We start from the raw sequence: 11905 nt of genomic DNA, 5'->3' as shown, positions 1-11905 counted from the left end.
ATCCGCCCATCGGCATGCTGCCCGAATGAGCGGATTCGTCCACAGCGTGGGCGGGGCGCAATGGCGCTTCGCCGATCTCAAGACCCTGCTGGCGCGGGCGACGCCGGCGCGTTCGGGCGATCGCCTGGCCGGCGTGGCGGCGCAGACCGACCGCGAGCGCGTGGCCGCGCAGATGGCCTTGGCCGAGCTGCCGCTGCGGCACTTCCTCGATGAGGCGGTGATCCCCTACGAGGACGACGAGGTCACCCGGCTGATCATGGATGGCCACGACGCCGCGGCCTTCGCGCCGGTCGCGCACCTGACCGTCGGCGACTTCCGCGACTGGCTGCTGGGCGAGGCCGCGACCGAGGCCAGCCTGGCCGCACTGGCGCCGGGGCTGACCCCAGAGATGGTCGCCGCGGTATCCAAGCTGATGCGCGTGCAGGACCTGGTGCTGGTGGCGGCCAAGGTGCGCGTGACCACCGCCTTCCGCAATACGCTGGGCCTGCGCGGGCGGCTGTCCACGCGCCTGCAGCCCAACCATCCCACCGACGATGCGGCCGGCATCGCCGCCAGCGTGCTGGACGGCCTGCTGTACGGCAACGGCGATGCGGTGATCGGCATCAACCCGGCCAGCGACAGCACCGGCGACATCGTCGAGCTGCTGAAGATGCTCGACGGCGTGATCGGCGGCTACGAGATCCCCACCCAGTCCTGCGTGCTGGCCCATCTCACCACCACGCTGGAGGCGATCGAGCGCGGCGCGCCGGTGGACCTGGTGTTCCAGTCGATCGCCGGCACCGAAGGCGCCAACGCCAGCTTCGGCGTCAACCTCGCGCTGCTGCAGGAAGGCCACGAGGCCGGCCTGGCGCTGGGCCGCGGCAGCGTCGGCGCCAACGTGATGTATTTCGAGACCGGGCAAGGCAGCGCGCTGTCGGCCGAGGCGCATCACGGCGTGGACCAGCAGACCTGCGAGGCGCGGGCGTACGCGGTGGCGCGTCAGTTCAAGCCGCTGCTGGTCAACACGGTGGTGGGCTTCATCGGGCCGGAGTATCTGTTCGACGGCAAGCAGATCATCCGCGCCGGGCTGGAGGATCACTTCTGCGGCAAGCTGCTCGGCGTGCCGATGGGCTGCGACATCTGCTACACCAACCATGCGCAGGCCGACCAGGACGACATGGACGTGCTGCTGACCCTGCTGGGCGCGGCGGGGATCAACTTCATCATGGGCATCCCCGGCAGCGACGATGTGATGCTCAATTACCAGACCACCTCGTTCCACGATGCGCTCTACGCGCGCCAGGTGCTGGGCCTGCGCGCCGCGCCCGAGTTCGAGGCCTGGCTGGAGAAGATGCAGATCCTGCGCCTGCGCGAGGGACGTTTCGAACTCGGGCGCGATGTGCCCGCACCGTTCCGCAAGGCGCTGACGCAACTGTGAGCGCGCAGGACGACCCACCCTCGCCGACCGCGCCCGATGCCTGGGCCGCGCTGCGCCGCCTTACGCCGGCGCGCATCGCCCTGGGCCGCGCCGGCACCAGCCTGCCGACGCGCGCGCAGCTGGAGTTCCAGTTCGCCCATGCGCAGGCCCGCGATGCGGTGCATCTGCCGCTGGACAACGCGGCGCTCGCACAGGCCGCCGGCGCGCTGGCGCTGGACGTGCTGCTGCTGCACAGCGCCGCCGCGGACCGCGAGACCTATCTGCAGCGTCCGGACCTGGGCCGTCGCCTCGACGACGCCTCGGCCGAGGCCCTGCGCGCCCACGCGGCGCTGAAGGCGCGCAGCTGCGATGTCTGCATCGTCGTCGCCGACGGGCTGTCCGCCCTGGCCGTGCACACCCATGCCGCGCCCATGCTGCAGCGCCTGCGCGACCACGCGCGCACGCAGGCCTGGTCGCTGGCCCCGATCTGCGTGGTCGAACAGGGCCGCGTGGCGGTGGGCGACGAGATCGCCGAACGGCTCGGCGCGCGCCTGTGCGTGACGCTGATCGGCGAGCGCCCGGGCCTGAGCTCGCCCGACAGCCTGGGCGCCTACCTGACCTTCGCCCCGCGCGTGGACCTGACCGATGCGGCGCGCAACTGCATCTCCAACATCCGCGCCGCCGGCCTGTCCTACGACACGGCCATGCACAAGCTCGCCTATCTGATGGGCGAAGCGATGCGCCGCCAGCTCTCCGGCGTGCAGCTCAAGGACGAGGCCCAGACGCCGGTGCTGCTGGAGGGCGATGGGCCGCGACCGGGCAACTTCCTGTTGCCGGGGAAGGATTGAGGCGACCTTGGCACCGCGGACCGCAGGCGTTGCGGGGAGGCCTGTGCTCCTGACGACCGGGGTGCAACGTCCATGGATTCTCGCGTTCGCGGGAATGACGGGTTTAGGCGATCACTGTGCAGATCCTCTATCGCTCGATGGACGCGGACACGGTCTGCGCCCAAACGACCCACTGTCTAAAAGCCAGTATCGCGAACGATCAGAAAAAGGTCCGTCATTCCCGCGAACGCGGGAATCCATGGACTTTTCGCAAGCCGAAGCCAAGACACTCGGTTCCCGCCTTCGCGGAAACGACAATCGAATTCTCTCGATTGACCTGATGTACCGAGCGTCGCGCGGCAGCGATTACCGCAATCGCGGCTTCAGTGACCGCCACGCGCCGCGCGCCACGCAGTCCACACCAGCCTGGCGGGCCTCGCCGGCGTGCTGCCCTGCGCATCGGCATGCAGGTTGGCCAGGCGCAGGCGCAGCAGCGCGGCGATCAGGCGCCGGGGGCGCGGTCCGTCCACACGCGCGGGCCAGCGGGCCAGCAGCGCATCGCGCCAGGCGAAGGTATCGGCGTGCGGCGGGACTTCCATCCAGCGCAGGAACAGCAGCTGCGCGGCCATCGGCTCGAGTGCGTTGACCCTGCGCGCGCCGGGGAACAGCGCCGCCTCAACCTGCTGGATCGCATTGGCCAGCGGCATCACCAGCGGCAGCGCAGCATCGGGCGATTCGGGCAACGAGCGCATCAGGGTCAGCCCTGGCAGCGCATCGGCCAGCACCTCCCACGGCGCCGGCACCGGCTCCAGCACGCGGCCGAGTGGATGGCGCGAACGCCTGCGCGACCAGTCGCGCAGCTCCTCGCCCCACCAGGCCAGCTTGGCATCGGCAGGCAGCGGATCGCCGGCGATGTTCATCGCATCGAACAGCTCCTGCAGCAGCGCGAACCAGGCCTCTGCCAGCGGTCGCTGCGCGGCGGGCACGAAGGCCTGCACCAGCGGCCACTCGGGCCAGCGGGCACGCCACTTGTCCAGGAAGCTGTCCAGGGCGGTGGACATCAGCGCCCGCCGACCTGCGGCCAATGCGCGGGGTCCAGCAGCTGCGCCGGCGTGTCGAGCATTACCTCGGCCTGCCAGCTGACCGGATCGTCGTCGTCCAGCCGATAGCCCCACAGCGCGGCGATCGCGGGCATGCCGGCGGCGCGCGCGGCCTGGATATCGCGCGCGTCGTCGCCCACATAGACGCAATCGTCGATGCGCGCGCCGAGCAGGCGCGCGGCCTCCTGCAACGGCAGCGGATGCGGCTTGCGCTCGGCCAGCGTGTCGCCGCCGATCAGCACGGCACAGCGCGTCTGCCAGCCCAGCAGCGGCATCAGGTCGCGAGCCAGGCCCTCGGGCTTGTTGGTGACGATGCCCCAGCGGCTGCCTTGGGCCTCCAGCGCCGCCAGCATCGTCTCGATGTCGTCGAACGGGGCGCCATGCCGGCCCAGCTCCTCGGCATAGACCTGCAGGAACTCCGGCACCAGCGCCTCGCGCGCCTGCGGCGATAGTTCGGGAAACGCCGCCCCGCACATCGCCCTCGAGCCTTTGGACACGTGGGGCCGGATGTCGGCCAACACCATCGGCGCCCGGCCGCGCGCGGCCAGCATCCGGTTGACCGTGGCCAGCATGTCCGGCGCGCTGTCCAGCAGCGTGCCGTCGAGGTCGAACAACGCCACAGGCGGAAAGCCGGGACCGGGGACCGGGGACCGGGGACCCGGGGAAAGCGCAGTTCCCCGCGTCGGACCATGCCCGCTCCCTTCGGAAGTGGTCGCTCTGCTTTCCCGGGTCCCCGGTCCCCGGTCCCCGGTCCCGGCGCTCATGCCTTCGCCGCGCACGCCAGGTAGTTCACTTCGGTGCGCCGGCTCAGGCGGGCGGCGCTGCGCCAGGGCTCGTAGACCAGGCCGCTGACATCGCGCATCTGCAGGCCGCTGGCGCGCGCCCAGGCGGCCAGTTCGGCCGGCTTGATGAAATCGGCATAGCGGTGCGTGCCCTTGGGCAGCAGCTTGGCGATGTACTCGGCCCCGACCACCGCCAGCGCGAACGCGGCCGGGGTGCGGTTGAGCGTGGACATGAACAGCTGGCCGCCGGGCTTAAGCAGGCGCGCGCAGGCGTCGATCACCGCGCCCGGATCGGGCACGTGTTCGAGCATCTCCATGCAGGTGATGGCATCGAAACTTTCCGGCTTCTCCTCGGCCAGCGCCTCGACGGCGATCTGCCGGTAGTCCACCTCCACGCCGGATTCGAGCTTGTGCAGGCGCGCGACTTTCAGCAGCTCGGGCGCCAGGTCGATGGCGACCACCTGGGCGCCGGCCGCGGCCAGCGCCTCGCTCAGCAGGCCACCGCCGCAGCCCACGTCCAGCACGCGCTTGCCGGCCAGCGGCAGGCGGCTGGCGACGTACTGCAGGCGCACCGGGTTGAGCGCGTGCAGCGCCTTCTGCGGGCCGTCCGGGTCCCACCAGCGGGTGGCCAGGGCGCCGAACTTGTCCAGCTCGGCCTGGTGAAAATTGGCGTTGGATGCGGGGGTCATGGCGCGTTCCTTTTCGAAGGCCTCGCGGCCGTGGGGCCGCGGGAAACAGCGGCCAGCATGCGCAAGGGCCGCATCAGGGAGCGTGAGGGGTCAGGCCGGATGCAGGCCGGCGATGCGCTGGCGCCACTGGCGCGCGTTGGCGACCACGCCGGCCATGTCGATCCCGACCGGCTGGCGGTCGACCAGGCGTTCGCGCCCGGCGATCCACACATCGGTGACCTGGTGGCGGCCGGTGGCGTAGACCAGCTGGGAGACGACGTGGTGCAGCGGCTGGGTCTCCAGCGCGGACAGGTCCACGCAGGCGATGTCGGCCTGCTTGCCCACCTCCAGCGTGCCGACCAGATGGTCGAAGCCGATCGCCCTGGCCCCGCCCAGCGTGGCCGCGCGCAGGGCGGCGAAGGCGTCCAGCGCCACCGCGTCCTGGGCCACGGCCTTGGACAGGATCGCCGCGGTGCGGGTCTCGCCGAACATGTCCAGGTCGTTGTTGGAGGCGCAGCCGTCGGTGCCGATGGCCAGGTTCACTCCGGCGCGGGCCAGCGCGCAGGCCGGGCAGAAGCCGGAGGCGAGCTTGAGGTTGGATTCCGGGCAGTGCACCACCGACACGCCGCGTTCGGCGCACAGGTGGATCTCGCCTTCCGTCAGCTGGGTCATGTGCACGGCGATCAGGCGGTCGTTGATCAGGCCCATGCGGTCCAGGCGCGCGATCGGGCGCTGGCCGTATTCCTTGAGCGACTGCTCCACCTCCTGCGCCGTCTCATGCAGATGCAGGTGCACCGGCACGTCGAGCTGGTCGGACAGCATGCGCACCCGCTCGAAGTTGGCGTCGTTGACCGTATACGGCGCATGCGGCGCGAACGCGGTGGCGATCAGCGGATCGTCGCGCCACTGGTCGTGGACCTGCCCGGCACGGTCGAAATACTCGTCGTCGCTGCTGGCCCAGGCGGTGGGGAAGTCGATCACCGGCAGGCCGATGCGCGCGCGGAAGCCATGGTGCTTGTAGGTGGCCGCCTGCACGTCGGGGAAGAAGTAGTTCTCGTTGACGCAGGTGGTACCGCCGCGCAGCATCTCGGCGATCGCCAGGGTGATGCCGTCGGCGATGAACTCCGGCCCCATCACCGCGCCTTCCACCGGCCAGATGTGCTGCTGCAGCCAGACCTTGAGCGGCAGGTCGTCGGCGATGCCGCGCAGCAGGGTCATCGGGTTGTGCGTGTGGGCGTTCACCAGGCCCGGGATCAGCGCAGCCTCGGGCCGCTGCACGACCTGTTTGGCGGCAAAGCGCGTGCGGGCCTGCGCGATCGGCGCGATGGCCACGATCGCCCCGTCGGTGATGGCCACGGCGTGCTGCTCGAGCACCATCGCGTGCGGTTCGACCGGCACCACATAGCCGGCTTCGATCAACAGGTCGCAGGATTCAACGTCGGACGGATTCACGGGTGCCTTGGTTACCAAAGAGGATCAGCCGGCCTTGCCCAGCATCAGGCGCCGGGTCAGGAACGAAGCGGGCCAGATCAGCATGAAGAAGAACGCCGAGTACGGGTTGGGCCACAGGTAGGCCAGCGGGATCGCCAGCAGGAACACCGCGATCGACACCGTGCTGCGCACCACGAACCAACGCGCCTGGGCCGCGCCCAGGCGCTCGGCCAGCGACTCCTGCCGCGCCACCCACACCCGGGTGAGAAAGCCGAAGAAGGAGATCGTCGCCAAGACCACCGCGTAGAAGGCGAAGCGCCCGGGCGAGGCGCTGCTGACCGACTCGGAGTACTCGCGCGTGGCGAACGGCATCAGCGCCACGAACATCAGCTGCCAGATCGTGCCCCACACCAGCCGGCCGCTGACATGGCGCACGTGGCGCCAGGTCTGCATATGGCTCATCCAGAAGGTGGCCGTGACCAGGAAGCTGACGAAGTAGGCGATGAACAGCGCCAGCGTATGGCCGTTCGCCGCGCCCTCGCCCAGGCGCTCGACCATTTCCGCGTCGGGCAGCTTGAGCTCGATGGCCAGCAGGGTGATGGCGATGGCGAAGACCGCATCGCTGAAGAACACCACCCGGTCGTGCGGAAACACATCCGCGCGCGCCGGGGCATCGCCCTGCTGTTCCTGCACCAAGCCAAGATCCTGCATGCGACGCTCCCTGCGCGCTGGATGGGAGTTACTTCACCCGGCTGACGTACTCGCCGGTGCGGGTGTCGACCTTGATGATCTCGTCGGTGCCCACGAACAGCGGCACGCGCACCACCGCCCCGGTCTCCAGGGTGGCCGGCTTGCCGCCGGTGCCGGCGGTGTCGCCCTTCACGCCCGGATCGGTCTCGGTGATCTTCAGCTCGACGAAGTTCGGCGGCGTGACCTGGATCGGGTTGCCGTTGAACAGGGTCACCACGCAGGCCTCCTCGCCCTTGAGCCACTTCTTGGCATCGCCCACGCCGGCCTCGTCGGCCTGCACCTGCTCGAAGGTCTCCTGCTGCATGAAGTGCCAGTACTCGCCATCGTTGTACAGGTACTGCATGTCGGTATCGACCACGTCGGCGGCCTCGATCGAGTCGGTGCTCTTGAGGGTCAGTTCCTGCACGCGGCCCGAGCGGATCAGGCGGAAGCGCATGCGGGTGAACGCCTGGCCCTTGCCGGGCTTGACGTAGTCGGTCTCGGTGATGATGGCGGGTTCGTTGTTGACCAGGATTTTCATCCCGTTCTTGACGTCGTTCATGCCGTAGGTGGCCATGGGCAAACTCCTGGAGATAAGACAGACCCGCCGCCATGCGCGAGCGGCCGGATACAATGGGGACGCCCGCCGCAACCGGCGAGCGCATGCTTCGTTCAAACGCTCATGATACCTGCAGCACCCCTTTCCAGACAGCCGGCCCCCGCCGCCAGCGCCACCGCCCCCGCGCCGCTGCAGCCTTCGGGCTGGCAGCAGGCGCTGCGTCGGGCCGTGCGCGATCCGGGCGAACTGCTCACGCGGCTGGGCCTGCACGCGGCCGCGCTGGGGGTTTCGCAGCAGGCCGCGGCGCAGTTCCCGCTGCTGGCGCCCGAAGGCTTCGTGGCGCGCATGCGCCACGGCGACCCGCACGACCCGCTGCTGCGCCAGGTCCTGCCGCTGGACCAGGAACTGCGCCTGCTGCCCGGCTTCGGCCTGGACGCGGTCGGCGACGCGGCCGCGCGCTCGGCCACCGGCGTGATCCAGAAGTACCAGGGCCGCGCCCTGATGGTGGCCACCGGCAGCTGCGCGATCCACTGCCGCTACTGCTTCCGCCGGCACTTCCCGTATGGCGAGGAGACCGCCGCGCGCGACCACTGGGCCGAGGCCATCGCCCGGGTGCGCGAGGATGCGAGCATCGACGAGGTGATCCTGTCCGGCGGCGACCCGCTGTCGCTGTCTACGCCCAAGCTGGCCGAGCTGACCGATGCCCTGCGCCAGGTGCCGCACCTCAAGCGCCTGCGCATCCACAGCCGCCTGCCCGTGGTCCTGCCCGAGCGCGTCGATGCCGCCCTGCTGCAGTGGCTGGGCGCGCTGCCCTGGCCGGTGGCCTTCGTCCTGCACGCCAACCACGCCAACGAGTTCGATGCCAGCGTCGATGCGGCCCTGGCCGCGCTGCGCGGCAGCGGCGCGACCCTGCTCAACCAGGCGGTGCTGCTGCGCGGCGTCAACGACAGCGTCGATGCGCTGGCTGCGCTGTCCGAACGCGGCTTCGCCGCCGGCGTGCTGCCTTACTACCTGCACCAGCTCGACCGTGTGCAGGGCGTGGCCCACTTCGAGGTGGACGACGCCACCGCGCTGGCGCTGCATGCCGAGCTGGCCGCGCGCCTGTCCGGCTACCTGGTGCCGCGCCTGGTGCGCGAGATCCCGGGCGACACCGGCAAGCGCCCGCTGCGCTGAGCGCGCGCGGCCGTAGCACAGGACGGCCTTCACGAATCCGCAAGCCAGCCGATGGTCAGGATGGACGCTCCGGTGACCATGCTGTATTAAACGCCGTCCCCCGCTCCCAGCACGAAGCGCCATGCAGATCGGCAAAGACACGCCCGTGCGGCTGATGATCATCGACGACAGCGGTGAGGCGGCCGAGGGCGTGGTCAGCACGTTCCGCAACGACGGCATCGCCGTGCGGCCGTTGCGCCCGCTGGATGCGGAGGAACTGGTCCAGCAGCTGGCCAGCCAGCCGGTCGACCTAATCCTGGTGGCCAAGACCGCCCGCACCCTCCCGGTCTCCGCGGTGCTGGAGCAGGTCGCCGCCGTCGGCAAGGACATCCCGGTGGTGGTGATGGTCGATGCCTCCGGCACGCCTTCGGTCGTGGACGACCTGATCAACGGCGCCAGCGCGGTCGCCGTGCGCTCGCGTCCCGATCACCTGCTCAGCGTGCTGCGCGCCGAATGGGAGGACCTGGAGGCTCGCCGCGGCCTGCGCCGCCTGGAGGCCCAGCTGCGCGAGACCGAGCGCCGCTGCGATGCGCTGATCGCCTCCTCGCGCGATCCCATCGCCTATGTGCACGAAGGCATGCACATCCGCGCCAACGATGCGTATCTGGACATGTTCGGATTCGCCTCCTTCGAGGACATCGAGGGTCTGTCGTTGCTGGACCTGATCGCGCCCAAGGATGTGGAAGACTTCAAGCAGCTGCTCAAGCGCATCGGCAAGGGCGAGCCGCCCCCGCCGCGCTACGAGTGCGAGGCGCGCACGCTCGACGGCGAGGCCTTCCCGGCGGTGATGGAGTTCGCCACCGCCACCTACGAGGGCGAGGCCTGCGTGCAGGTGGTGTTCCGCCGCCGCGAGCTGGATACCGAACTGGCGCGCGAGGTCGAGGACCTGCGCCAGCGCGACGTGGTCACCGGCCTGCTCAACCGCCCCACCTTCCTGCACGCGCTCGAGGATGCCGTGGCCCAGGTCGGGCAAGGCGAGCAGCAGTACGGCCTGCTGCTGGTCGAACCGGATCACTACGCGCGCCTGCTGCCGGACATCGGGCTGGGCTCGGCCGATGCGCTGATCGCGGCGATGGCGGCGCGCTTCTCCAGCCTGATCGGCGAAGGCATGGTCGCCGCCCGCTTCAGCGAACACGGCTTCGCCGTGCTGTGCCACTGCAGCCATGCCGACACCGCGGCGCTAGCCGAGCGCCTGCGCGCCGGCTTCGCCGCGCATGTGTTCGAGATCGGCAGCCACGCGGTGACCGCCACCCTGAGCGTGGGCGGCGTGCAGATCGGCGAGAAGATCGCCAGCGTCAGCCAGGTGCTGGCGCGGGCCAGCGAGAACCTGCAGTCGGTGGCCAGCGTCGGCGGCAACGGCGTGCTGATCTTCGACCCGGCCGCGGTGGACCGCGCCGAGGCCGAGTACGCCCAGCGCATCCTGGACCTGGTGCGCGAGGCGCTGACCGGCAGCGGCTTCGCCCTGCACTACCAGCCGATCATCCCGCTGCTCGGCGCGCCGGGCGATTTCTACGAAGGCTTCCTGCGCCTGGACAACGGCAGCGGCGAGCGGATCAAGCCGGTGACCTTCCTGGCCATCGCCGAGGAAGCCGGGCTGCTGGCCGACATCGACCGCTGGGTGGTGCGCGCGGCCATCGCCGCACTGGCCGCGCGCGAACGCGCCGGGCGCCCCACGCGCATGATGGTCAAGATCAGCCAGGCCTCCTTCGGCGATACGCGCCTGGTGGAGACCATCGCCCACGAACTGGCCGCCACCGGGCTGCCGGGCGAGCGGCTCTGGCTGGAGACCACCGAGGCCAAGGTCTTCACCCACCTGCGCGCGGCGCAGGAGCTGCTGCAGTCGGCGGCGCGCCTGGGCTGCAAGGTCGGGCTGGAACAGTTCGGCACCGGGCTGGACTCGTTCCAGCTACTGGCGCACTTCACCCCGGCCTTCCTCAAGCTGGACCGCAGCTTCACCCAGGACCACACCCGCGTGGCCGAGAACCAGGACAAGATCCGCGAGATCACCGCACGCGCGCAGCGCGACGGCATCACCACCATCGCCGAGCACGTGCAGGACCCGGGGACGATGTCGCTGCTGTTCGGCGCCGGGCTGGACTACGTGGAAGGCTCGTTCGTCGCCAACGCGATGCCGGAGATGAGCTTCGACTTCAACGCCTGAAGGCTACAGCGAAGGCGCCGCAGGATGCGAAAAGCCCGCCGAAAGGCGGGCTTTTCGTTGCCAAGCATGGCGGGCAGCCGGCTTACATCACCGTGCCGGCGCGCTGCTGGACCTGCGCGGCACGCAGGGCGGCGATGCGCTCGGGCAGCGGCGGGTGGCTGAGGAACAGCTTCTTCAGGCCCTGCCCCATGCCACCGGCGATGCCGAAGGCCTCCACCTGCGCCGGCAGCGTGCTGGTGCTGTGGTTGGCCTGCAGGCGCTCCAGCGCGGCGATCATCTTCTGCCGGCCGGCCAGCGTGGCGCCGCCGTGGTCGGCGCGGAACTCGCGGCGACGCGAGAACCACATCGCGATCATCGTGGCGAACAGGCCCAGCACCATCTCCAGCGCGAACACGATGATGTAATAGGCGAAGCCGCGGCTGTTGCCTTCGCGGTTGCCCGACAGGTAGCTGTCGATCACGCCGCCGACCACGCGCGCCAGCACGATCACGAAGGTGTTCAGCACGCCCTGCAGCAGGGCCATGGTCACCATGTCGCCGTTGGCGACGTGGCTGACCTCGTGGCCCAGCACGGCCTCGGCCTCGTCGCGGCTCATCTGCCGCAGCAGGCCCGTGGACACGGCCACCAGCGCGTTGTTGCGGTTGGCGCCGGTGGCGAAGGCGTTGATCTCCGGCGCCTCGTACACGGCCACCTCGGGCATGCCGATGCCGGCGGCCTGGGCCTGGCGGCGCACGGTCTCCAGCAGCCACTGCTCGGCCTCGTTGCGCGGGGTTTCGATCACCATCGCGCCGGTGGCGCGCTTGGCCATCCACTTGGACATCAGCAGCGAGATGATCGAGCCGCCGAAGCCGAACAGCGCGGCCATCACCAGCAGGCCGGCCATGCTGGCCGAATTGACCCCAAGCAGGGACATCACAACGCTGGCCAGGGCCAACACGGCCAGGTTGGTCAGCAGGAACAATGCGATGCGGGTAAACACGGTCGACTCCAGGGAAAGAGGAATGAGGGGGAACGAGATGAATCTTGTGGACGCCCCGGTT

At 70.1% G+C, this 11905-nt stretch carries 11 protein-coding genes; 4 read left to right on the top strand and 7 right to left on the bottom strand.

Going from position 1 to position 11905, the window contains the following annotated elements; all coding sequences use genetic code 11:
* Nucleotides 1-25 precede the first annotated feature (25 nt).
* Together EAT51_RS11580 and eutC are read left to right on the top strand one after the other, a co-directional pair.
* Complete coding sequence (locus EAT51_RS11580) at nucleotides 26-1417, top strand: ethanolamine ammonia-lyase subunit EutB (protein WP_130561653.1); 1392 nt, start codon at nucleotides 26-28, stop codon at nucleotides 1415-1417.
* A complete protein-coding gene (gene eutC / locus EAT51_RS11575; protein WP_130561652.1) occupies nucleotides 1414-2244 on the top strand; it encodes an ethanolamine ammonia-lyase subunit EutC in 831 nt (276 codons plus the stop codon). Before EAT51_RS11580 ends, eutC begins: the two co-directional genes overlap by 4 nt.
* Nucleotides 2245-2606: 362 nt before the next feature.
* Here the strand turns inward: eutC and EAT51_RS11570 are convergent, their stop codons facing one another.
* The 6 genes from EAT51_RS11570 to efp form a co-directional block, all read right to left on the bottom strand.
* On the bottom strand, nucleotides 2607-3284 hold the full coding sequence (locus tag EAT51_RS11570; protein WP_130533188.1) for a phytoene/squalene synthase family protein: 678 nt from the start codon (nucleotides 3282-3284) through the stop codon (nucleotides 2607-2609).
* A complete protein-coding gene (locus EAT51_RS11565) occupies nucleotides 3284-3943 on the bottom strand; it encodes a phosphoglycolate phosphatase (RefSeq protein WP_228257903.1) in 660 nt (219 codons plus the stop codon). The genes EAT51_RS11570 and EAT51_RS11565 overlap by 1 nt, the downstream gene beginning before the upstream one ends.
* 140 nt (nucleotides 3944-4083) lie before the next feature.
* A complete protein-coding gene (gene ubiG / locus EAT51_RS11560; protein WP_130561650.1) occupies nucleotides 4084-4794 on the bottom strand; it encodes a bifunctional 2-polyprenyl-6-hydroxyphenol methylase/3-demethylubiquinol 3-O-methyltransferase UbiG in 711 nt (236 codons plus the stop codon).
* A gap of 90 nt (nucleotides 4795-4884) precedes the next feature.
* Nucleotides 4885-6225: a TRZ/ATZ family hydrolase gene (locus EAT51_RS11555; RefSeq protein WP_130561649.1), complete on the bottom strand. Its 1341-nt coding sequence runs from the start codon at nucleotides 6223-6225 to the stop codon at nucleotides 4885-4887.
* 24 nt (nucleotides 6226-6249) lie between these two features.
* Entirely contained in the window at nucleotides 6250-6915 is a 666-nt protein-coding gene (locus EAT51_RS11550) for a TMEM175 family protein (RefSeq protein ID WP_130518107.1), read from the bottom strand.
* 28 nt (nucleotides 6916-6943) lie between these two features.
* Nucleotides 6944-7510: an elongation factor P gene (gene efp, locus EAT51_RS11545; protein WP_130518105.1), complete on the bottom strand. Its 567-nt coding sequence runs from the start codon at nucleotides 7508-7510 to the stop codon at nucleotides 6944-6946.
* A 105-nt stretch (nucleotides 7511-7615) separates the two neighbouring features.
* On the opposite strand from efp, the gene epmB reads away from it, so the two are divergent.
* Both epmB and EAT51_RS11535 read left to right on the top strand, forming a co-directional pair.
* A complete protein-coding gene (epmB, locus tag EAT51_RS11540; protein WP_130561648.1) occupies nucleotides 7616-8665 on the top strand; it encodes an EF-P beta-lysylation protein EpmB in 1050 nt (349 codons plus the stop codon).
* A 121-nt stretch (nucleotides 8666-8786) separates the two neighbouring features.
* Complete coding sequence (locus EAT51_RS11535; RefSeq protein ID WP_130532062.1) at nucleotides 8787-10865, top strand: GGDEF/EAL domain-containing response regulator; 2079 nt, start codon at nucleotides 8787-8789, stop codon at nucleotides 10863-10865.
* A gap of 82 nt (nucleotides 10866-10947) precedes the next feature.
* Here the strand turns inward: EAT51_RS11535 and htpX are convergent, their stop codons facing one another.
* The gene (htpX, locus tag EAT51_RS11530; protein WP_130532063.1) at nucleotides 10948-11844 is read right to left on the bottom strand and encodes a protease HtpX; all 897 of its coding nucleotides are present in this window, start codon (nucleotides 11842-11844) and stop codon (nucleotides 10948-10950) included.
* Nucleotides 11845-11905 lie beyond the last annotated feature (61 nt).

Origin of the sequence: Pseudoxanthomonas winnipegensis (assembly GCF_004283755.1) — a bacterium.
Taxonomy (GTDB): Bacteria; Pseudomonadota; Gammaproteobacteria; order Xanthomonadales; family Xanthomonadaceae; genus Pseudoxanthomonas_A; species Pseudoxanthomonas_A winnipegensis.
The sequence above is the reverse complement of the archived record's forward strand: the minus strand, read 5'-3'. Positions and strand labels throughout refer to the sequence as shown.

Bases quoted from the DNA above. Each gene is read 5' to 3' on its own strand.
- EAT51_RS11570 (WP_130533188.1), bottom strand. From the start codon at position 3,284: ATGTCCACCGCCCTGGACAGCTTCCTGGACAAGTGGCGTGCCCGCTGG.
- epmB (WP_130561648.1), top strand. From the start codon at position 7,616: ATGATACCTGCAGCACCCCTTTCCAGACAGCCGGCCCCCGCCGCCAGC.
- ubiG (WP_130561650.1), bottom strand. From the start codon at position 4,794: ATGACCCCCGCATCCAACGCCAATTTTCACCAGGCCGAGCTGGACAAG.
- EAT51_RS11535 (WP_130532062.1), top strand. From the start codon at position 8,787: ATGCAGATCGGCAAAGACACGCCCGTGCGGCTGATGATCATCGACGAC.
- EAT51_RS11550 (WP_130518107.1), bottom strand. From the start codon at position 6,915: ATGCAGGATCTTGGCTTGGTGCAGGAACAGCAGGGCGATGCCCCGGCG.
- EAT51_RS11580 (WP_130561653.1), top strand. From the start codon at position 26: ATGAGCGGATTCGTCCACAGCGTGGGCGGGGCGCAATGGCGCTTCGCC.
- efp (WP_130518105.1), bottom strand. From the start codon at position 7,510: ATGGCCACCTACGGCATGAACGACGTCAAGAACGGGATGAAAATCCTG.